We start from the raw sequence: 19,091 nt of genomic DNA on the forward strand, positions 1-19,091 counted from the left end.
CCTCAGGGTGGATTGCTGCAGGTACTGCGCATCCAGAAGCGCCCCCCACAGTCGGCCGAACTCCAGTTGCCGCTGGGCTGCCAGTTCACCGGGCCGCCACCGCCGAGCATGGCATCCAGGTAGTAAGGCCCGTTGTCATAGGGCGCAGTGGCGCCTTCCTGGCTGATGTCTACCAGCAGGGCCTTGTTGCGCCAGCCGTGGGGCACCATGGTGTGGCACCAGGAACATTCCATGCGGCCGATCCGTGCCGCATGACCGATGTGCAGGTTGGTGCTGCGGAAACTCAGGCCACACATCCCGCCGCCACCGCCCATGCCGCCACCCCCGCCACCGCCACTGGCGGCACGGAAACCGCTCTGATTGGGCGCGGTGTTGTTGGGGTTGGCGTAATCGTCGTAGTTGTGGCACTTGAAGCACAGATCGCCCTGGCGGCCGGTGCCCGTTTCGTTGTCCCAGTTGCCCTTGAGCAGGAAGTTGTTGCTGGAGCCGTGCGGCCCCCAGGGGGCACCATCGGGCCCGCCGTTGGGTTCCACGGTGCCCGGCGCGGTGTCGGAGCCGTGGCAATCGGTACAGTACATGGTGAGGTTGCCGATGTAACTGCCCCCGCCGCCGTTCCAGGGCGAGAGAAACAGGCCGGCGCTGGCGCCGCCGCGGGCTGCGAGATCGCGGCCCGTATTGTCGAGCACCGGATGCCAGCTGCGGTGGTTGCCGCCGGGCTCGCCCTTGTCGGCGGCCGGTGGCTGGAACTCCATGGCCTGGTTGGTGTAACGGGTGACCTGGTTGGTGCCAGCCGGTGTGCCGCCACCCGACTCGCCGAGAAACGGCGGAGTGTCGTAGGCGTAGTCCGAGTGGCACTTGAGGCAGTACTGGTATTCGCGGGTCAGGTAGCTGCTGCTCACCGCGGTGGAAGCGCCGATGCCGCCATCGCCCCGCTTGACCTGGTAGCCGCTGGGCAGGCTGCCCCAGGTGGTGGCGCCGTAGATGGGCTCGACACCCCAGCCGCCGCGCAACACGCCCGAGGCGATGTTGCTATGCTGCACCGCCGGGTCGTGTTCGTGGGTGCCCACCGCGTTGCCGGCGGTGCCGTTGAACAACTGGTTCTTCATCAGCCGGTGGGGGTTGTGGCAGTCGGTGCACTCCACATGGCGGTTGGTCAGGTTGCCCTTGCCGAGGGTGGCGGGGCTTTCGGTGAAGTCGGCGTCGCGGATGTCGTGCCGCTCCTCGCCGGCGGGCTGATCGGCATTGGTGATGGGCATGCGCCGGGCCAGCAGGAAATCGCTCTTGATGTCGGGCACCGGGAAACCGGCGGTGCCCTGCCCCTGCAGCACACCGCCGTCGGGCGAATGGCACTGGTAGCAGGTTTCCTCGATGGCCGGCAGCGAGGCGGTCTTGGGCACGGTGGTGCTGTCCACGCCCTCGCGCAGCAGGCGCCGGGAACCGGGCACGGTGTGGGTGTCGTGACAGTTGAGGCAGGCCGCCTGCCAGACCTGGGTGCCGGCCGGGAAGTCGCGCTGGGTGGCGGCCGTGGCGGTGTAGATTTCGTCGGCCACGCTCTGATCGGCGTGGGCCGAAAGCGACCAGGCCTGGCCCAGCTTGTCATGGCAGGCGAGACAGACGATGTCGTTGGCCTGGTCGAAATCGCCGCCGCCGGGCGCGGCCTTCTGGAAGCGGTTCAGGCGCAGGAACTTGATGTTCAGGGTGGCATCGGTGTCGCGAATGTGCGGATCGTGGCAGCTCACGCACTGCATCTGGTCGTTCTCCAGCGGCACCGGCGGGCGGGTGTTGGTGCCGGCCTGGCGGTTGGCGATGTGGCTCACCAGGGCCGGATCCCGCAGTTCGCCGTCGGCGGCGGCCAGGGTGCTGTCGTAGGTGAAGGAGATGGGATGGTCGTTGGTCAGATCGATGCCGAGGCGGCGGGTGAAACCGGTGTTGGCGCCGCTGCCTTCGGGCAGGGTGCCGTCGGCGGCGGTGCCCTGCAGATCGATGGTCACGTTCTGCTGGCCGTTGAGCACGTTGACGGTGCCCAGGGCCAGGGTGCCGTCGTGACACGACAGGCACAGCTTGGAACTGCCCGCCGGCTGATCGAGGCCCACGGCATCCATGGAGGTGGAACTGTAGGTGCTGTAGGTGGCGCCGGACAGCTGGCGGTTCCACAGAGGGGCGCCCGGCGCGCTCTCGGCATTGTGCGGCGTGTGGCAGAACACGCAGATCCGGGACTCGGACAGGGCGGTCACCGGCCCCGGCCCGGTGTTGGAAAGGTTGTGGGGGGTGTTGGCGATATCGGGGATCCGCGCCGCCTGGCCTGCGCCCGCCGCCAGCAGCAGACCCAGCCCCCACAGGAATCGACGTATCCCCTTCACAGCCGTCCTCCCAGATACTGGAACACCGCCACCCGGCCGTTGAACATGTCGGCCACGTAGATCCGGTTGTGCCGATCCACCGTCACGCCCGCCGGCAGGAAGAACTGGCCGAGGCCCGCGCCGGTGCCGCCGATGGGCAACAGGAAGCGCCCCCGCCCGTCGAAGATCAGCAGATGATCCCGGTAGGACTCGACCACGTAGACGTTGCCCTCGTCATCCACCGCCACGCCCTTGGGCCGCTCGAAGTTGCCCACGTACAGGCCCCGGCGGCCGAGGGTGCGCAGCCAGCGGCCATCCCGGGTGTCGAAGATCTGAATCCGCGAATTGAGCGTGTCGGCCACGTAGAGCCGCCCTTCGGCCACGGCCAGATAGGTGGGGGCGTTGAACCGGCCCGGTTCGTCGCCGGGCTGCCCCCAGTGATCGACAAAACGCCCATCGGCGTCGAAGATCACGATCTGGTGGCGGCGGGTGTCGGCCACGTAGATGCGCCCACTGCGCGGATCCCGCGCCACGCCCGTGGGCCGCGCCAGGTCGGCCCGCCCGATCACGCCCCGGGGCCGCCCGTCAGCCCCCAGGCGAAACACCGCGCCCAGCTCCGCATCGGCCACCAGCAGCCCACCACCGCCGTCCGGGGCCACGCCGACGGGCGCCTTGAACGGGGCGCCGGGACGCGCCTCGGTCCACACCGCCAGGCGTCCGCCCGCCGGATCGAAGACCAGCACGGCCTTGCGGCTGATGTCGCTGACGTAGATCCGGCCGGCGGCATCCACGGCGACGCCCTGGGGGCGTTGCAGACGATTGGGCGCCTCGCCCTCGCCGTCGAGACCGGCCAGCCAGCGCAGGGCCGTGCCCAGGGCACTGCGCTCAACAGGGCGTTCGGCAAAGTTGGCCTCCCCGATCAGCTCGCCGACCCAGCGGTAACGGGGCACCTCCGGCATCGCCGGCCAGTAGCGCTCCGCCGCCGCGTGCAGAAACCGGAAGTCCCGGGCTTCGGGCTGGCCGCCGCCGGGCCCGGCGCAGCCGGCCAGCCCGCCTAACAGGAGGCCGAGCAGGGCGAAGGCCGAAAGCCGCGTCACGGCGGCGCCTCCTCTGCCACCGGCGGCGCAAGGCGCAGGATGTGCACCGCGCCCATGCCCTCGTCGGCAACGAACAGCCAGCCCGCCTGCACGGCCAGATCCCGAATCCGCGAAGCATTGAGCATCATGACCCGGGCGCGGGTGCCGGCCGGCCGCCGGGCAGGAAAGATCCACAGCCGGCTGTCGAAAGCGTCGGCGACGAGGAGGCGGCCAGCGGAATCCCGCGCCAGCGCCACCGGTTGCCGCAGGCGCGCGGCCCCGAAACGGCTCACGAAACGGCCCTGCCGATCCACCACCAGCACTTCCCGCCGGGCCCCGTCGAGCAGATAGAAACGCGTCCCGTCCGCCACCAAATCGATGAGGCCGCCCGGCGGCTGACCGGTTTCGTCACGGGGGTGAATGATTTCCTCCAGCCGCCCAAGGCGGTTGAAGGCAAGCACCTGCTGGTAGGGGCCGTCCAGGACCAGCAGCCGGCCGCCCCGGGGATCGTCGTACAGGGCCACCGGCCGGTTGAGATTGAAGTCGCGGAAACGCTGGATCACCCGCCCCTGGCCATCGAGCCGCAATACCTGGCGTTGATCCGGATCCGTCACGTACAGCTCGCCGGCGGCATTGGCCAGCAGGCGCACGTCCGGCGAGAGGGCACGGACGTGAAACGGCGTGAGCCGATCGGCGGCGCGATCATAGCGATAGATGACGCCCCGCCCGGCATCGGCGATGAAGATCTGATCCTGCCAGCCGGCCACCGCCACCGGACGGGCCAGCTGCACGAAGCGGCCCCGGGTGTCGGGCGCCGCCTGCAGCACACGCCACGGTTGCAGGGGCGTGTCGGCCGGGGTTTCCCCGCCAGGCGGCGTCGCGGTGCAGGCCGACTGGGACAGGAACAGCCCTGCCAGCAGAAGGGCAAGAATGCGTGTCAAGCGTGTCTCTCCCATGATTACCAGATCCCCGGCCCCTTGGTGGAATGGCCGCCGCGAATGCCGCTCTTGAGGCCCGGTTTTCCCGAATGGCAGAGGAAACAGTTTTCCGTGCCCCAGGCGATTTCGTCATTGTGGCACATGCCACAGAACTTGCCGTCGATGATCTCCTGCATGGTCACGTCGTTGCTGCCGGCGCGCATTTCGAATCCCAGTTCGAAGTGGCAGACCTTGCAGCGGAACCGGATCCGGTGGAACCAGTGCGGAAAAATCACCGGCGGCATCCCTTCGGCCTCGGCGCGCCGGTTCAGAATCACGTCACCGTATTCGGCGGCCACCGGCAGGCTCGCCAGACACAGAACCAGCATCCCCAAGGTCCGCCCGCATCGCTGCCGCCATGTCATGCTCCTCATGCCTTCAGGGTCGCGCCTCTTTACGCGGCACGCTGTGACAACGGTTACATTCGGTCAGGGGAAAGGCCACGGCCCCATGACACCGGCCACAGTATTCCCCCTGCAGAATCTTGTACATGTTGATGGGATTGGCGCCCGCCTTGGAGACGAAATACCGTTCGTGGCAATTCTTGCAATCCAGCCACAGGGTATGCGGCCGGTGGGGAAAGCGCACCATCGGCATTTCGCCCGTGTTCTTCATCAGCACCGTGGTCTCGCGGATCCGCACCTTGGTCTCGGGGCGCAGGTTGGTGCGCGGCCGGATCACACCCTCTTCCAGTGCCTTGACCCAATCCACCTGGTTGCCGGCCGGATTCGGCGGCAGCCGCGAAAGCGCTTCGGCCGGTTCCTGCAGCACGCCGATGGCCGGACTCTCCGGATCGTGCAGATTGTCCTTGGCCAGCGGGACCCAGTAGCCAGCCAGTGCCACCCCCACGCACAGCAGGCCGGCCAGGCCGCTGCCGAGAAACTGCCACTTTCGTCTCATCATCCGCGCTTTTCTCCCCGACCTAGCCCGGAATGTAGAAGCCGGCATTGCGGATCGCCCGCACGTACTGCTGCGTGGATTCCTCGCAACGGGTCACGGCGGCCGCATAATCGCCCTGCTCGGCCAGCTTCTCGGCTTCGGCCCGCAGGCGCTGCGCCGCTTTCAGGTACTTCTCCACCCGCTTGCGGATCCGCGGATCCTGCAACTTCTCTTCCAGCAGCATCTGCACCAGCATCTTGTGGGTGTCGTTGCGATCCAGTTCGTAGAGGTATTCGTCGCGCTTGGTTTCGAAGTGCAGGGAGCGCACCAGGGTGTCCCCACTGCGCAGGCCGCTGATGGCCGTCTTGATCTGCACGTAGGCCGCATCCAGCGTCTTGCGGGCGGAATAGGGCTGGTCGCTCTCCATCTGCGCCCTGGCCGTGGCGATGGCCGTCTCGGCGACGCCGCGTACCTCGCGCACCAGATCCTCCCGGTCCTTCTCCTTGCCAATCCGCTCCAGGGCCTGCATCAACGCCTCGACACTCTTGAGGCGGGCTTCCACCTCCCGCTCGGCCTCGCCCTGGGCCGGACGGGCGCCCGCCGCGCTGGTGAGACGCACGGCGCGGAACATGGTTTCGGTGGCATAGAACAGCGCCTCGCCGGCGGCATCCCGATCCCCTTCGTCCATGGCCCTGACTGCGCGTTCGTAGAGTTCCCGAGCCGCCCGGTAGAGGGTCTGGACGTTGGGATCCGTGCTGGCCTTGACCCGCCGCGCCGCCGACGACACCGTCAGCAACTGCTCCACGAAATGCAGCCGGTCGATGGTGGCCGGGTTGATGGGCTTGCCATCGGCCGACTGCAACGCCGGCAGCGGCGAAGTGACGAACAGCATCGCGACCAGGCCCCATGTTCTGATGTGTTTCATGATTTCGCTCCTGGTGAAATCCCTGGCGGGCCTACAGCGCCAGCCCCCCCATGCGCAATGCCTGCACGATGGTCTTGTTGGCCCGTTCGATGGTGGTCAGGGCCTGCGCCATGTCTCCCGCTCGTTTCAGCGCTTCGGCTTCGGCCACCTGTTTCTCGCTCCTGGCGATCAGGCGCTTGATCAACGAAATGCGCCGGCGCAACTCCGCCGGCGCGGTGTTCAACAGAATCTGCGCCAGGGAGACGTAGCTGCGATTGCGCTCGTATTCGTAACGATACTCGTCTTCCGGCGTCTTGAACTCCAGGGCATAGGTCACCGTCTCCCGCGCCCGCGCCCGGCTCAGGGCCGATTCCACCGCCGCGGAGGCGCGGCCGAGGACCCGCAGCGCGGTCGTATAATCGCCCTGCTCGGCGTGGGACCGGGCTTCGCGCAACCAGCTTTCCACCCGGGCCTGATCCAGCAATTTGCTCAGCGGCAACCCCTTGCGGCGCGCCGTGTCGGAGAGGGCCTTTTCGTAAACCCGGATATTCTCCAGCAACTCCCGGTAACGTTCCCGGGCCTGGGCATTAAGCCCTTCCGTATCGGCGATCAGGGCAAAGGCCCGGGTCACGTTGTCGAGACTCACCCGGGACGCCTGACGGGCCTGCTCCAGATCCCCGCTGTCGAGGAGGGCGCGCGCCTGCCGGTAGGCGTTCTTGGCATCGGCCAGCAGTTCGCCGGCCCGCCGGTTGCCGCTCGCCACGATGCGCCGGGCCCGCTCCGAGCGAAACAGGATCTGATCGAGCATGCGCAGCTTGCTCTCCAGAACCCTGCGCTCCCGTGCGCCGTCGCCCGCGGCCGCGTCGGCCGACTGCCAGGCGATCCCCAGCAGGATCAGACAGCACAGCAAGGGCCAGGCCGCCGCGTGTGGGGTTTTGCCGTCATGCGTCATCATGTCCTCCAACCGCCTTCGTCAATGTCCGGTCGAACCGGATCTATTTCTTGCTGGTCTTGCTGGACGCCTTCTGCGCCTTGGCCTTCTTGCCTTTTCCACCCTTGGGCCGGGAATGGCACTTGCGGCAGGTCTTGGCCGTGATCGGGAAGGCGACCTTGCCATGACAGACCCCGCATTTCTGCCCCATCAGGATGGCGGCCATGCTGATCTGGTTGGCGCCCTTCTGGGGAATGAAGATGGCAGGATGACAATTGGAGCAATCCAGCCATTCGGTATGCTGCTTGTGGGGATAGACCACGTCCGGCATGGAGCCTTTCACCTCACGCACGATGTTCAGATCCATGACGATGGGCTTGGCTTTGGGATCCAGACGGTCGAACCGGGGGTCGATCTTGCCGCTCTCGAGGGATTTGACCCAGTCCACATGGTTTCCCACGTTCGACGGTACCAGATCCTTGAAGGCTTCCCTGGGCGGTTGCAGGTAGGCCACCCCCTCCCCTTCCGGATCGTGATAGCCGTCCTTGGCCGGCGGCAGGTTGAAGGGCTTCTTCGGTTTGAGCAGACGGTTGAAGACGTTGGGATTCTTCTGCTCGGCGGCACCGGCCTGTTCCACGATGCCAAACACCAACAGCACGGCCGCCAGCGCGAACAACAGAACGATGAATTTCAGTGAAGCGATCTGGTCATTCATGTCAGTTTCTCCATGGGCTCGCGGGCATCAGGGCTTGTCCGCCGGCTTGGGTGGCGCCAGGGTTCCAAGACGACTGCCGATGACCTGGGTCTTCAGCCCCGGCTTGCCGGAATGACAGATGTTGCAGTTCTCCACCGACCAGGCGATCTCGCCATTGTGGCAGGCGCCACAGTACTTGCCATCGATGATCTTGAGCATGTTGATGCCGCTGCCGCCGGCCTTGAACTGAAAGCCCAGATCGGCATGACAGACCTTGCAGCGGAAACGGATACGGTGAAACCAATGGGGAAAGATCACCGGCGGCATGCCTTCCTTTTCCGCCTGCTGGTTGAGCACCAGATCCCCGTATTCGGCCCGGGCCGGCTGGCTGCCGAACCCCCAGACCATGAGCAGGACCGCGAGCATGCCGCCCAGGCCCGCCTTGCGCATGATGTGGTTCATGTTTCCTCCCTCTTTCTTTCTGCAGCCCGATGCTGCCTCAGTTGCCGAAATAGCGACGCGCCTGGAACATCAGCACGTTGTACCGGTTGCGGTTGATCTCCGACATGCGCAGGCTCAGGCGCAAACTGAGCCGCCCCAGCACATAATCGAAACGACTGATCCAGACCACGCTTTCCTGTTTCTGGGTGAACACGTTACGCGGGGACTCCAGCTGGTTGCTGATGCGCAGATCCGACTGAAACTGCAAGCGGTAGATATCGAAGGCCCGAATATGGCGATACACCAGAGAGCCGCTGGCGGTCGTGGCAAAACCGTCATAGGTGCTGGCTGCCGTCACGTTCTTGTTGGCGTTGATGGTCAGGTTACCCGTCAGCGCCGACCAGGGCCCGAATGAATAGGTGCCATTGAGCTGATAGTTGATCAGCTGGTAAATCTCCCGGGGCCCGTCGCCGCCGACGGTGCGTGCATCCGATGCCAGCAGGCGCATGTAGGCCTGGCCCAGCCCCCTGCCCTTGCGCCAGGTGAAGGAAGCGCTGTGATTGAGCCGGTTGCGCGAATCTAACCGGGTATCGTAATCGCCATTGATGCTCTGGGAGAACTGGAAGGAAAACTCCTCGCGTGGCCGCAGCTGGAAGCTCCGCTGCACGTTGTGGCCGAGCGTGAGGTTGAGATGCTGGCCACCATACTGTTCCTCCATGCGATTGGTCAGCCCCGTGGTGCCATACCATCGGTACTGGTAGCGCCCCAGAGGAATATAGGCCGGATTGTAGGCCACGGAAAGCGTCTGGGTGGAAACGTTGAGCTGCTCACCATTGGCCCGCACCGCCTTCGCAGTCAGCGTGCCGCGGAAGCGCAGGTAGGGCGTCAGGTTGTAGTTGATCCCGCCATAGGCGTTCAGTGAATCATTGTCGGTCGCCTGACTTGCCGATTCCAGGGCGTTGTTGAAATAACGCAGCCCGAGAGTGCCTGACAACTTCCGGTTGGCCGGCCGCCAGAAGGCATTGGACGTCATCTGCACCTGGCGGGTGAGACTGGCGAAGGTGCTCACCTGGTCGTCCAGCTCCAGGTAACTGAGCATGTTTTCCATGCTGAAGGCGCCGCTGGGGCGGTAGGTGTGCCGCAGCACCACGTTGTCGTTCCGGTAGTTGCTGCGGCTGGAGCGCCGCCGGGCGTCCTCACGCTTGACATCGAACTTGAGACGGTTGTGGCGAAAACTCTTGCCTGCCATGAAGGTGATGATGTCGCTCACGTCGTCGGCCTGCCCCTGCATGGTCTGGATGTTCTTGTCCCAGGCGCCCTGCATCACGAACGATCCTTCCGGGCTGCGGTATTGCTGACTGATCCCGTACCGGGTATTGGTATAGGGCAGCGAACCGATCGCCTCGCCGGTCACCCGGCTGTCGGTGCGCAGATACCGGGCCTCGAAGGGGAAACGGCTCATCGGCAGAAAGCGCAACTGGGCATCACCGGTGACGATGTGACCGGTCGAGGTTCCCGCCGTTTCCCGCTGCAGGTGGTCGAAGGTCAGCCCCAGGCCGCCATTGACCTGCATGAACCAGGGTTGCCAGAGATAACTGTCGCCGCGCAAATTCAGAGTCAACAGGTTCTCCCACTGATCCTCGCCTTCGCGATAATCCTCCACCCGGCTCTGGTAGGTCACGTCACCCCAGAACCGGATTGGGGCCATGACGTATTCGGCCTGCAAGGGTGCGGTCAGAGCCGACAGCAGACTGGCGCCGAGCACATACCGTTCCCAACCCTTGCCCGTTCCGCAATACCCCATGATTCCGCCCTGGCGTGTTGCCCCTCGTCACGGTTTGCGTGGGGTTCCGGGCGTCCCTTCCTTTTGCTCGCCGGCCGCCGAATCGTAACGACGATTTATCCGGATGGCCGTCTTCTCCCACAATTGCGACTCCAGGGCCGCGATCCGCCGTTCTCGCGCCTCCCGCAGATACAACTCGCGGGCCCTGGCCTTTACTTTCTCGTACGGATTGCGCACCGGTGGCTTGCGATCCACGAGACGGAAGATGGCGATGCCCTGCAGCAGTCGCAGTGGCGGGGTAATCTCACCCGGCCGCATCCCGTCGAGGGCTTCCTGTACGGGCGGTGCCAGCATGCCACGGTGCAGATAACCCATGTCTCCCCCCTGCTCGGCACTGTCGTCCGCCGAATGCAGCCGCGCCAGTTCGGCAAAGTCGGCACCCGCTTCGAGCTGCCTGCGGATGCGCCGGCCTTCCTCCATCGCCTGTTCCCACACGGCAGGCGTCGAGGAAGGCGCCACCCGCAACAGGATCACCGCCACGCGCAACTGTTCGGGAGAAGTAAACTTGTCGGGGTGATCCGCGTAATACCGGCGAATCTCTGCCTCTTCAGGATCAGGCATCCTTGCGAGATCTTTCTTGAGCTGGATCAGGCGGCTCTGATTTTCCAGAAAGGTGCGCAGGCGTCGTTCCAGCTTCGCGCCAAAGTCCGGCCAGTCTTCCCGCTCTCCATAGCGCTTGCGGTAGTCCTCGAGCATGGCTTCGAGGGTTTTCGCCACCCGTTCGGCTTCCGGTTTGTAACCGCGCCGCCGCGCCTCCTGAACCAGCAGGACTTTCCGAATCAGTGCCTGCGCCGCTTCATGTCGTATCCGCGCCTGCTCGCCTTCCGGGATCTTGCCGTGATAGAACTGGTTGCGAATATAGTTGTGAAAGAATTGCTTGAATTCCTCTGCCGTGAGGGTGTCTTCCCCCACCTGGGCGAATACCGTCTCCGGCAGGTCCGCCACCGTCACCGCCGCCTGTAGCGGCCACGCCATCAGCCACACCAGGATCAGCCCTGCGGCCCGCCTTGCGGAAGACATCCTCACAATCACCTCCTGCATCAACGACTGGCAGGCGAAAAAAACGGCCCCGGGTGACGGAGACAGCGATCACCCCGGGACCGTTTGTCTGGCGCGCTTTCTTCAGAAGACTGCGACCATCGCCCGATACACCGATTGCTTACTTGGTATGGCAGGCCAGACAGACCGCGCTGCCGGTGTTCTGGATGCGCAGGAACGTCGGATTCACGTCCGTATGCGGGTTGTGGCAACTGGCGCATTCGACGAAGGGTTCCGTGGCACCCAAATCGGCCCGGGTGTAGAGCTGCATGTCGGTCTTCTCCCGCACGCCGGTGGTACCGACGCTGGTATCCACCCACCAGACGGGATTGCCGTTGATGGTGGCCTTGGAGGGCGGGACGAAATCCGGATCTTTCAAATTGGTCCCGGTGAATGCGCCATCGGCATCGGCCGATGTGGCGCCACCCCCGCCGTACTGGATACCCACCGGATGATCGTTGCTCAGATCCGTGCCGATGTTGACGATGCTGGCCGTGGCATAGTTCAGCGAGCCCACCGGGGTTGCCGTGGCCGCCGGGCCGGTCCAGGTGCCAGGCAACGTTGCACCAGCGGGGTCATAGTTGCCCGAGCCCGGCGCGTTGATCATCACGTTCATGGCCTGGGTGCCGTCATGACAGGAGAGACAGGCAATGGACACGGAGCCCACCGGCGCCACGCCACCGTCGAGCGTGGACGTGCCCAGGGAGGCATAGGTGGTGTAGGTGGCCGGATCCGAGAGCACCCGGTTCCAGAGGGGAACCGACGCCGAATTGTCGGCCCCGTGCGGGGTGTGACAGAAGACGCAGATGGCCTCGGTGCCATCGAACGAGTTGGTGCCGGTGCCAGTGCTGCCGAGATTGTGCTTGGTATTGGCGATGGCCCCCATGGCCGTCTGTGCCGTGAGCAGGCCGGTGGCGGCCAGTACCCCGAACAGGCCACGCCACAGCCACTTGTTACCGATCTTGCGATTCATGGAAGAACCCTCCGCTGTCGTTGTTCTATACAGGCAATCTTTCCCTGTTTACTTCAGTGCACGATCCGGGCCAAAACGCAAGCCTTTGATATTTCAAGGATCCTATGACTTCCGGCCGAGGCCCCCTTACCGAAACCGGGAATTTGTCACGCCACGATTCCCGATTTCGGGAAAACCTGACACCAATGACAGCGGCAGTCGCGTCAGGGTCGCGGCTCTGCCGGTTTCTTCTTCGTCCGTCGCGTGACCTCGAGATCCTCGTAGAGAGGATGCGCCGTGCGTGAGAGAGGCCAATGGAAATACTTGTAGCGGAACAGTGAATCCAGGCCATGACAGTCGCTGCACAGGAAGCCCTCCGTGCGGGCATGACGCAGGAAGCTGTCGAGCACCGTTCCCTCGTGACGCCGGCCGTCGCCGCGCTCGGCCCGCGCCGGGTTCCAGCGATGCGGATCGTGACAGGTGGGACAGGTGATCCGGCCCACCGGCACCCGCCGCCCGTCGGTGGTGAAGACGGGAGGATTGAGGTTCTGCTTGCGCAGGCCCACCCGCCGACCGGCATTGGACGGCACCCGCCGTGGCGGGTGGTGCAGTTTCTCCGGCACCTTCTTCCCGGCCAGCCCGTCCTGCCGGTGGCAACTGCGGCAGAGCGTCTCGAGCACATCCCTGCCGGGACCGGGCGTTCGCGCCCAGAGACGGGTACCGGCCAGTGGCGTGTGCGGGGTATGGCACTGGCCGCACACGCCGCTTGCGGCGATCGGTTGCTGCTTGCCGTTGCGGGCCCGAGGCGCCGTGACCCGCAGATCGTGCTCGGTGCCGAACACCAGCGCCTTGTCGGCGTGGCAGCGCACGCACAGCGGAGACTCGCCGGCCGCCGCCACCCGCAGGAAACTGTTGCGGCCATCGCCTTCCACATCGGGATCGGCACCGGCCCGGCTGCCGGGATGCGCGGCCTCCCAGACGTGGGGATCGTGACAGGTGGCACAGTCCACTTCGGTGCCTTGCGGATTACGCCCGCCCTGACGGGAGAACAGGGGCAGGCGCGGACGGATGGTGTCCGGCAGCCGATCCAGCCCCACGTGGACGGGATGGCTGTGTTTTCCGGTGGGCTTCTTCGCCGCCGGCAGGCCCTGGGCATGACAACTGGTACACAGGCCTTCGATGCCCGCGGCCGGCCCCGGTGGACGAGCCCACATGCGCGGCCCGCGGCCATTGTGCGGCAGATGGCAGGCGCTGCAGGCCCCGGCTTCGGCCACCGTCTGGCCCATCACGTTGCGCGCCTTCGCGGCCGTGATGGCCAGGTTGTGCTTGCTGAAGGCCACGGCCGGCTTGTCGCGGTGACAGTTGCTGCACAGGCGGTTGCGCCCGTCATGGGGCAGGCGCAGGAAACTGTTGCGGCCGTCGCCCTCGAGCTTGCGCGGATCGGCCCCTGCCGGCATCGGCACGCCGCCCGGTGGCGCCCAGCGATGGGGATCGTGACAGGCAACACAGGTGACCTTGCCCTCACCCTGGGCATGATTGCCCCGCCGGTCGATCAGGGGCAGGGGCACAGGCGCCTCCAGACCGGCGAGGCGTTCGAGCCGGCTGCGCCAGCGCCCCAATTCGGCCCGGATCCCCACCCGCGTGATCGACACGTCCACGGGATGGGACTGGCTGCCGATGGTCTTCTCGTGCGCCGGCCCCTGTTCGTCGTGGCAACTGCGGCAGAGGGAGGAAATCATGTCCATCCCTTCCGGACGCGGGCGGGCCCATAGACGAGGGCCGGTGGCCTTGTGGGGCACGTGGCAGGCGCTGCACACACCGGCATGGGCCGTGGTCTCCTGACGCACGTTGGGCGCGTCGATGCCCATGGCGCCCATGTCGTGCCGGCTGCCCCGGATGCGATTCTTGTCCGCATGACAGGTGGTGCACAGGCGGCTGCCCGCGAGGGGCAGCACCAGCAGCTTCTTCTGCCGGCTGCCATGCACCCGATGACAGGACTGGCAAATCACCCCGCCCTTGTTGCCGAGCTGGCCGCCCGCCTCGAGCAGGGCAGCCGGGTGCTGCGGCGGGCGGCTGTGCAGGGGGTGATTGCCGCTGATCGGCCCCTTCGCCCGGTTGCTGTGACAGAGCACGCACAGCCCCGAGTTGATGTTCTCGGCGCGCAGGAAGATCGGCGATTCCTTGTTCTCCCACTCCACCCCGTGAGCCGAGTGACAGGTGCCGCAGTAGATCTTGCCGTCATCGTTGAGGGGCAAAACCTCCTTGCCGTCCACCAGCGGAACGTGCACGTCCGGCGAGGGTTTGACCCCCACCGGGTGCAGGTGCGCCCGCTCGGCCCAGACGAAGCGGGAATCGAGCACGAAGCCGTCGTGACAGGAAAAACACATGCGTTCGGTGCTCACCACGTCCTGGCGCCCGGTTTCCACCACCGGTCGGGGTGCGTAGGGCACCAGGGTCTTGACGCCCTCCCGCTTGAAATCGGTGAGCCACATGATGTGGCAAATGGAACATTCGCGCTTGGGCGAGGGCTGGCGCGCCTGCACCGATTGGCCCGGCCACAGTGCGCCCAGCAGCCAGAGGGCGAGCAGCACCAGGGCCGGACGGACGGGTTTCATGGTTCGGCCACCCGGAAGAGACTGACCCGGTTGGCCAGGGTCTCCGCGACATACAGCCGATCATCCCTGTCGACGGCCAGACCGGTGGGGGTCTTGAGCCGGTAGCCGGGCGTCTCCAGCACGTGCAGAAAGACGCCGTCCGAATCGAAGACCTGGATGACATTGAGATAGCTGTCGCTCACATAGAGGCGGCCGCGGCGATCCACGGCCACCCCCTTGGGCCGGAACAACTGGCCTGGACGCACTCCCCAACTGCCGGCATGAAAGACAAAGTCGCCGCTGCGCTCGAACAGCTGGACCCGGGTATTGAACACGTCCACCACCGCCAGACGCCTGCCGGGCAGCACGGCGATCGTGGCCGGATAGCGGAACTCGCCGGGCCCGGCGCCGTTGCCTCCCCAGTGGCGCAGCAGACGCCCTCGCGGGGAGTAGACCCGCACTTCATGACTCCGGTTGGTGGTCACGAACAATTCACGGCCGTCACGGCTGACCGCCACGTCGATGGGCCGCTCGGGAACCGCAAAGGCGTGAACGCGATGGCCCCGGGGCGAGAAGGTCAGAATTTTCCGGCTGGCGCGATCGGCCACCACGATTCGGCCGGCGGGGTCGATATCCAGCCCCACCGGCGCCTGCAGGGGATCCTTCCCGTCCGCCCCGAAGGCGCCCTGATACCGGCCGCGGCGATCATACAGGACGATGCGCCGATGGCCGCCATCGACCACGGCCACCCGCCCGGCGTGAACGGCCACGTCGGTCGGCAACAGCAGGGCCTGTTCCCCCTGCCCCTGGAGCAGCCCCACCCGAGGCACGGCCAACGTCCCGGCCGCGAACGCCGCCACCGGCCACAGCGATGCCAAGACCGCCGCCCGGACGATGGCGCGGTAAATCGATTGCCAGTGCCGGCTCACACCTTGCTCACCTCCCTTGACGGTGGGGCAGTCAGTCCTTCCCGCCCTGGGTCTGGAACAGTTTCGGCAGATAGAACTTCTTGTACTTTTTTACGATACCCGTGATATTGAGATTGGTCAGATCCCCGATCCGGGTCTCGGAGAAGCCCAGCTTGCGAAAGGGCAGGTAGCTGCGCTCCTCGGGGGCATGACAGCGATCGCAGAAACGGCCCTTGCGCCGCACAATCCGATGCATGCGTTTCTTCATGGCCTCCCGATCCGCGTCGGAGAGCCGGTCTTTCACGGCCAGGAATTCCTGGACTTCGGGCTTGTCTTCCGTGGCCTCCATCAGGGTCTCCTCCCCGTCAATCCGCGCGTAGACGACGATTTTCGAATACACGTCGTCGGTGGGGATGAGATAGCCGGTTTCGGGATCGATGTCGGTACCGAAGGGCCGCCCCTTGACCGCAATTCCCGAGTAGTTGAGCCAGGCGAAACGGTAACTGGACTCCGGGACCTTCTTCTCGTCGGTATGACAGGTCATGCAGCCGACGAACTGGGTGTGCATGTTGAGCAGGGTGCGGATCATGCGGGTCTTGGAGTGGGGGTAGTCCCCGTGACAATAGAAACAGGCCGGTTTCTTTCCCCGGTTGATCACGTCCTCGTGCGGCGCATTGTGGAAATGCCGCATCTTTTCCGAGAAGCGCTCTTCCTTGAGCTGGGCCAGCAGCTCGGGTTTTTCTTCCTCCTCGAACAGACCAAGCCGTTCGCCGATGACCACTGCACTCTCCGCCAGCAGGGTGACGATGACCGCACCGAGGATGAGGGTGGTGAGAAAGGAAATGACGGGGTGCTCGCGGCGCACCCCCACGATGTGGAAGGGATCGTCATGGTAGCGCCCCGGTATCCTGGCCTTGTGATCGATCATCACCAGGATGGCGATGCCCAGAAGGATGAACAGCAATACGCTGATCACGACATAGGCGATGAGAACGATGTTGATATCATCCGGCATGACAGCGCCCCGTTATCCGCCAAATGGAAGCACCACATACCGGACCACCTGGGCAAGCGTGCCCGATTCCGACACCGCCCTGCGGGACAGAGGCCTCGGCGCCCACAATGAACCCTGGTCTGGTATTTGGTACTTTCATTCAGGATTGAAAGAAAAACATCCACAACACGAACAGCCCGCCCAGGCTGGCCAGAAACACCAGCAGCAGCGAACCGTAGGCGATCAGTTTCTGCACCGGCTTGAGGGAACGTTGCATGACCGCCTCCTCAGTCACGCACCGGCTCGGGTTCGGCAAGCGCTTCGCCCTCGGGAATCGCCACCAGCTCCCGGGCCAGCAGCATGTCCATCAGCTTTTCCCGCTCCTCTGGAATCTCCACCAGGTTGCGCAGGTATTCGAGAAAGTGTTCCTCCATCTGATGTTCCCGCGTAATCTTGCCGGTGAGAAAGGTCCACTGCATGGGAAAGCGCCCCGGCGCCAGATGCACGTTGTACCAGTGCCAGTAGGCGATCACGAACAGTGCCAGCAGCGCCTCGTGGGGATGGGACAGGCGCATCATCTCCTGGAAGTTGGCGGCCACGTCGGCCGGGAGGACGGCCGCCCAGAACTCGGGAAACAGGAAGGAAGACCCGGAAATCACCATCACCAGATTGCCGAAGGCGGCCGCAAAATAGTGGATCTTCTGCTTGTACATGAACTTGTCCATCTCTGGGCGCTGATCGGCCAGGCCGAAGAAATAGCGGAAGTCGGCCCTGAAGTCGCGCACGTCCTTCCAGGTGGGGATGATGGTGCGCTGCAGGTCGAAGGTGCCCTGCATGATTTTCTGGATGGTCCCGCCAACGATGGTGAACACGTGGTAGATCATGCTGAATATCATCACCGAGGCCAGGGTGCGGTGGATGACTCGCGACACGTCCACCCCACCGACCAGGGCATTCAACGGCGCCGCCCAAGCGTGATCGAAGAAGGCGATGGGCAGGCCGGTGAAGGCCAGCGTGAGAAAGGTGACGAAGGTCAGCATGTGCTGGACCCGAATGTGGACCGAATAGCGCGGCAGATCGCCAATCGGATTGGAGACCACGTTCTTGTAGAGCAGCACCCGATCCTGTGGCATGGCCGCGATCACCCGTTCGATCTCGGCCTGCTCCTCCGGGCTTACCCGGTTGTAGGCCATGGTTCGATCGACCACCCGGCGCGCTTCGTCTGACAACTTCATGGCAACCCCCTCGTATTCCTGGCTTCGGCGGGCTTCATCCCGGCCGGTCAAATCACCCGATCCCGGTCGCGCTTCGACTTGCGCCACCACGACGACCCCTTGCGGATCTTCCACACCACGCCATCACGCCAGCGGCCGATGGTCTCCAGCAGCGCCATGCCAATCAGCATCACCAGCACGATGTCCCCCACCCAGCCATAGATCACCTCGGCATAGTGGCGGAAGGGATTGTCCTGGAGGTGGCTGGTGGGATGCGGATCGAGCCGCGCATAGTTCTCGTCCGCATACTTGTGGCAGCGCCGGCAGGTCTGCAGCTTGCGTTCGGGGCTCACCGGCGACACCGGATCCCGAGACGGGCGGATGAAATGCACGTTCAGGTAGTAGTTGTCCTGATCCACGTGGCAATCGACACAGTTGGCGGCCTTCTTGAAGCCGTAATGGGTCACCTTGCCGTGGAAGCTCTCCAGATACGATTCCACCGCATACGGATACTTGCGCCCCAGCTCGCGCCCTTCCAGCCGGGCCGCCTTCAGGTGCCGCTCCACCAGGCGCTTGTCGCCGTGACAGTTGGCACACAGTTGCACGATTTGCCGGGAATCCCGTTTCACTTCCCTGATCCGCCGACTGGTGTGCTTGTACCAGTTTTCGACGAAGGCCCGATCCTCGTGACATACCACGCAGCGCTTCACGATGTGCTCGGGGAGTTGCTTCTCCTGGGGGTTGTAGATGGGGTTGGTGTGACAGGTCACACAGTAGGGCTTGTCCCGATCCGGGCCCGTGGCGTTCTTGGGCCGGCCATGCACGCTCTCGATGTATTTGTCATGGATGGGCTTGTGGCTGAAGCGTTTGCCCGTGGCCGGATTCTTGATCGAATGGCATTCTGAGTCGCACTGCACGCCCACCTTCACCGGCCGGTGCGGAAGCTCCTTGATATAGCTGTGGCAGTCGCGGCAGGGCACATTGCGATGGACCGTGCGCGAGAAGACGTGGGGCATCACGTAATAGCTGCGAAACACGCCGTCGTCCGTGACCCGCCCCATCTTCGGGTACTTGTGGCACATCAGGCAGTTTTCGTCGTCCTCGAATGCGCCCTGCGCCGGCACGGCGAGCAGCCAGAGGATCAGACAGCCCAGCGCCAGGCCGAATTCGCGCCGCGTTCGAACAATGGCAAACATGCTTCCCTCCCGCGCAATGCGCATCGCCATCTCCATTCCCGCAGGCCTGGCCGCTGTCGTTCTTCTCTCCGCCGGCTGAAAAAGCCCTTTGCCTGCCTTTTCAGCCGTCTG

Annotated in this window: 17 protein-coding genes; all 17 read right to left on the reverse strand. The window is 64.9% G+C overall.

From position 1 onward, the window contains the following. Positions 1 to 2: 2 nt before the first annotated feature. Positions 3 to 2,360: a hypothetical protein gene (locus ACZ5BH_RS04230; RefSeq protein WP_464890669.1), complete on the reverse strand. Its 2,358-nt coding sequence runs from the start codon at positions 2,358 to 2,360 to the stop codon at positions 3 to 5. Beyond that, the gene (locus ACZ5BH_RS04235; protein WP_464890670.1) at positions 2,357 to 3,436 is read right to left on the reverse strand and encodes a 6-bladed beta-propeller; all 1,080 of its coding nucleotides are present in this window, start codon (positions 3,434 to 3,436) and stop codon (positions 2,357 to 2,359) included. Before ACZ5BH_RS04235 ends, ACZ5BH_RS04230 begins: the two co-directional genes overlap by 4 nt. Beyond that, positions 3,433 to 4,356 carry an NHL repeat-containing protein gene (locus ACZ5BH_RS04240; RefSeq protein WP_464890671.1) on the reverse strand — a complete coding sequence of 308 codons (924 nt, stop codon included), beginning with the start codon at positions 4,354 to 4,356 and terminating at the stop codon, positions 3,433 to 3,435. Before ACZ5BH_RS04240 ends, ACZ5BH_RS04235 begins: the two co-directional genes overlap by 4 nt. Before the next feature lie 17 nt (positions 4,357 to 4,373). After that, positions 4,374 to 4,721 (reverse strand): c(7)-type cytochrome triheme domain-containing protein, encoded by a 348-nt coding sequence (locus tag ACZ5BH_RS04245; protein ID WP_464890672.1) that lies wholly within the window; start codon positions 4,719 to 4,721, stop codon positions 4,374 to 4,376. A 49-nt stretch (positions 4,722 to 4,770) separates the two neighbouring features. Then, complete coding sequence (locus tag ACZ5BH_RS04250; protein WP_464890673.1) at positions 4,771 to 5,295, reverse strand: c(7)-type cytochrome triheme domain-containing protein; 525 nt, start codon at positions 5,293 to 5,295, stop codon at positions 4,771 to 4,773. 19 nt (positions 5,296 to 5,314) lie between these two features. Then, a complete protein-coding gene (locus tag ACZ5BH_RS04255; RefSeq protein ID WP_464890674.1) occupies positions 5,315 to 6,196 on the reverse strand; it encodes a hypothetical protein in 882 nt (293 codons plus the stop codon). A 31-nt stretch (positions 6,197 to 6,227) separates the two neighbouring features. Continuing rightward, entirely contained in the window at positions 6,228 to 7,130 is a 903-nt protein-coding gene (locus tag ACZ5BH_RS04260) for a hypothetical protein (protein ID WP_464890675.1), read from the reverse strand. Between the two features lie 40 nt (positions 7,131 to 7,170). After that, positions 7,171 to 7,821, reverse strand: a complete 651-nt coding sequence (locus ACZ5BH_RS04265) for a c(7)-type cytochrome triheme domain-containing protein (protein ID WP_464890676.1) — start codon at positions 7,819 to 7,821, stop codon at positions 7,171 to 7,173. Between the two features lie 27 nt (positions 7,822 to 7,848). Continuing rightward, a complete protein-coding gene (locus tag ACZ5BH_RS04270; RefSeq protein WP_464890677.1) occupies positions 7,849 to 8,262 on the reverse strand; it encodes a c(7)-type cytochrome triheme domain-containing protein in 414 nt (137 codons plus the stop codon). A 37-nt stretch (positions 8,263 to 8,299) separates the two neighbouring features. Next, positions 8,300 to 9,949: a hypothetical protein gene (locus tag ACZ5BH_RS04275; protein WP_464890678.1), complete on the reverse strand. Its 1,650-nt coding sequence runs from the start codon at positions 9,947 to 9,949 to the stop codon at positions 8,300 to 8,302. Between the two features lie 123 nt (positions 9,950 to 10,072). Continuing rightward, positions 10,073 to 11,125: a peptidylprolyl isomerase gene (locus tag ACZ5BH_RS04280; RefSeq protein ID WP_464891191.1), complete on the reverse strand. Its 1,053-nt coding sequence runs from the start codon at positions 11,123 to 11,125 to the stop codon at positions 10,073 to 10,075. Positions 11,126 to 11,243: 118 nt separating this feature from the next. Continuing rightward, positions 11,244 to 12,095, reverse strand: a complete 852-nt coding sequence (locus ACZ5BH_RS04285; protein ID WP_464890679.1) for a cytochrome c3 family protein — start codon at positions 12,093 to 12,095, stop codon at positions 11,244 to 11,246. Between the two features lie 203 nt (positions 12,096 to 12,298). Continuing rightward, a complete protein-coding gene (locus ACZ5BH_RS04290) occupies positions 12,299 to 14,689 on the reverse strand; it encodes a cytochrome c3 family protein (protein ID WP_464890680.1) in 2,391 nt (796 codons plus the stop codon). After that, complete coding sequence (locus ACZ5BH_RS04295; protein ID WP_464890681.1) at positions 14,686 to 15,597, reverse strand: NHL repeat-containing protein; 912 nt, start codon at positions 15,595 to 15,597, stop codon at positions 14,686 to 14,688. The genes ACZ5BH_RS04290 and ACZ5BH_RS04295 overlap by 4 nt, the downstream gene beginning before the upstream one ends. Positions 15,598 to 15,628: 31 nt before the next feature. Then, positions 15,629 to 16,591 (reverse strand): cytochrome c3 family protein, encoded by a 963-nt coding sequence (locus tag ACZ5BH_RS04300; protein WP_464890682.1) that lies wholly within the window; start codon positions 16,589 to 16,591, stop codon positions 15,629 to 15,631. Between the two features lie 266 nt (positions 16,592 to 16,857). Then, on the reverse strand, positions 16,858 to 17,805 hold the full coding sequence (locus ACZ5BH_RS04305) for a formate dehydrogenase subunit gamma (protein WP_464890683.1): 948 nt from the start codon (positions 17,803 to 17,805) through the stop codon (positions 16,858 to 16,860). 47 nt (positions 17,806 to 17,852) lie between these two features. Beyond that, a complete protein-coding gene (locus ACZ5BH_RS04310; protein ID WP_464890684.1) occupies positions 17,853 to 18,980 on the reverse strand; it encodes a hypothetical protein in 1,128 nt (375 codons plus the stop codon). Positions 18,981 to 19,091 lie beyond the last annotated feature (111 nt).

Source organism: Thioprofundum lithotrophicum, from assembly GCF_055387065.1.

Excerpts from the sequence above, each read along its gene's own strand:
- ACZ5BH_RS04245 (WP_464890672.1), bottom strand. The coding sequence starts at position 4,721 with ATGCTGGTTCTGTGTCTGGCGAGCCTGCCGGTGGCCGCCGAATACGGT.
- ACZ5BH_RS04250 (WP_464890673.1), bottom strand. The coding sequence starts at position 5,295 with ATGATGAGACGAAAGTGGCAGTTTCTCGGCAGCGGCCTGGCCGGCCTG.
- ACZ5BH_RS04255 (WP_464890674.1), bottom strand. The coding sequence starts at position 6,196 with ATGAAACACATCAGAACATGGGGCCTGGTCGCGATGCTGTTCGTCACT.
- ACZ5BH_RS04260 (WP_464890675.1), bottom strand. The coding sequence starts at position 7,130 with ATGATGACGCATGACGGCAAAACCCCACACGCGGCGGCCTGGCCCTTG.
- ACZ5BH_RS04265 (WP_464890676.1), bottom strand. The coding sequence starts at position 7,821 with ATGAATGACCAGATCGCTTCACTGAAATTCATCGTTCTGTTGTTCGCG.
- ACZ5BH_RS04270 (WP_464890677.1), bottom strand. The coding sequence starts at position 8,262 with ATGAACCACATCATGCGCAAGGCGGGCCTGGGCGGCATGCTCGCGGTC.
- ACZ5BH_RS04275 (WP_464890678.1), bottom strand. The coding sequence starts at position 9,949 with ATGGCCCCAATCCGGTTCTGGGGTGACGTGACCTACCAGAGCCGGGTG.
- ACZ5BH_RS04280 (WP_464891191.1), bottom strand. The coding sequence starts at position 11,125 with ATGCAGGAGGTGATTGTGAGGATGTCTTCCGCAAGGCGGGCCGCAGGG.
- ACZ5BH_RS04285 (WP_464890679.1), bottom strand. The coding sequence starts at position 12,095 with ATGAATCGCAAGATCGGTAACAAGTGGCTGTGGCGTGGCCTGTTCGGG.
- ACZ5BH_RS04290 (WP_464890680.1), bottom strand. The coding sequence starts at position 14,689 with ATGAAACCCGTCCGTCCGGCCCTGGTGCTGCTCGCCCTCTGGCTGCTG.
- ACZ5BH_RS04300 (WP_464890682.1), bottom strand. The coding sequence starts at position 16,591 with ATGCCGGATGATATCAACATCGTTCTCATCGCCTATGTCGTGATCAGC.
- ACZ5BH_RS04305 (WP_464890683.1), bottom strand. The coding sequence starts at position 17,805 with ATGAAGTTGTCAGACGAAGCGCGCCGGGTGGTCGATCGAACCATGGCC.
- ACZ5BH_RS04310 (WP_464890684.1), bottom strand. The coding sequence starts at position 18,980 with ATGTTTGCCATTGTTCGAACGCGGCGCGAATTCGGCCTGGCGCTGGGC.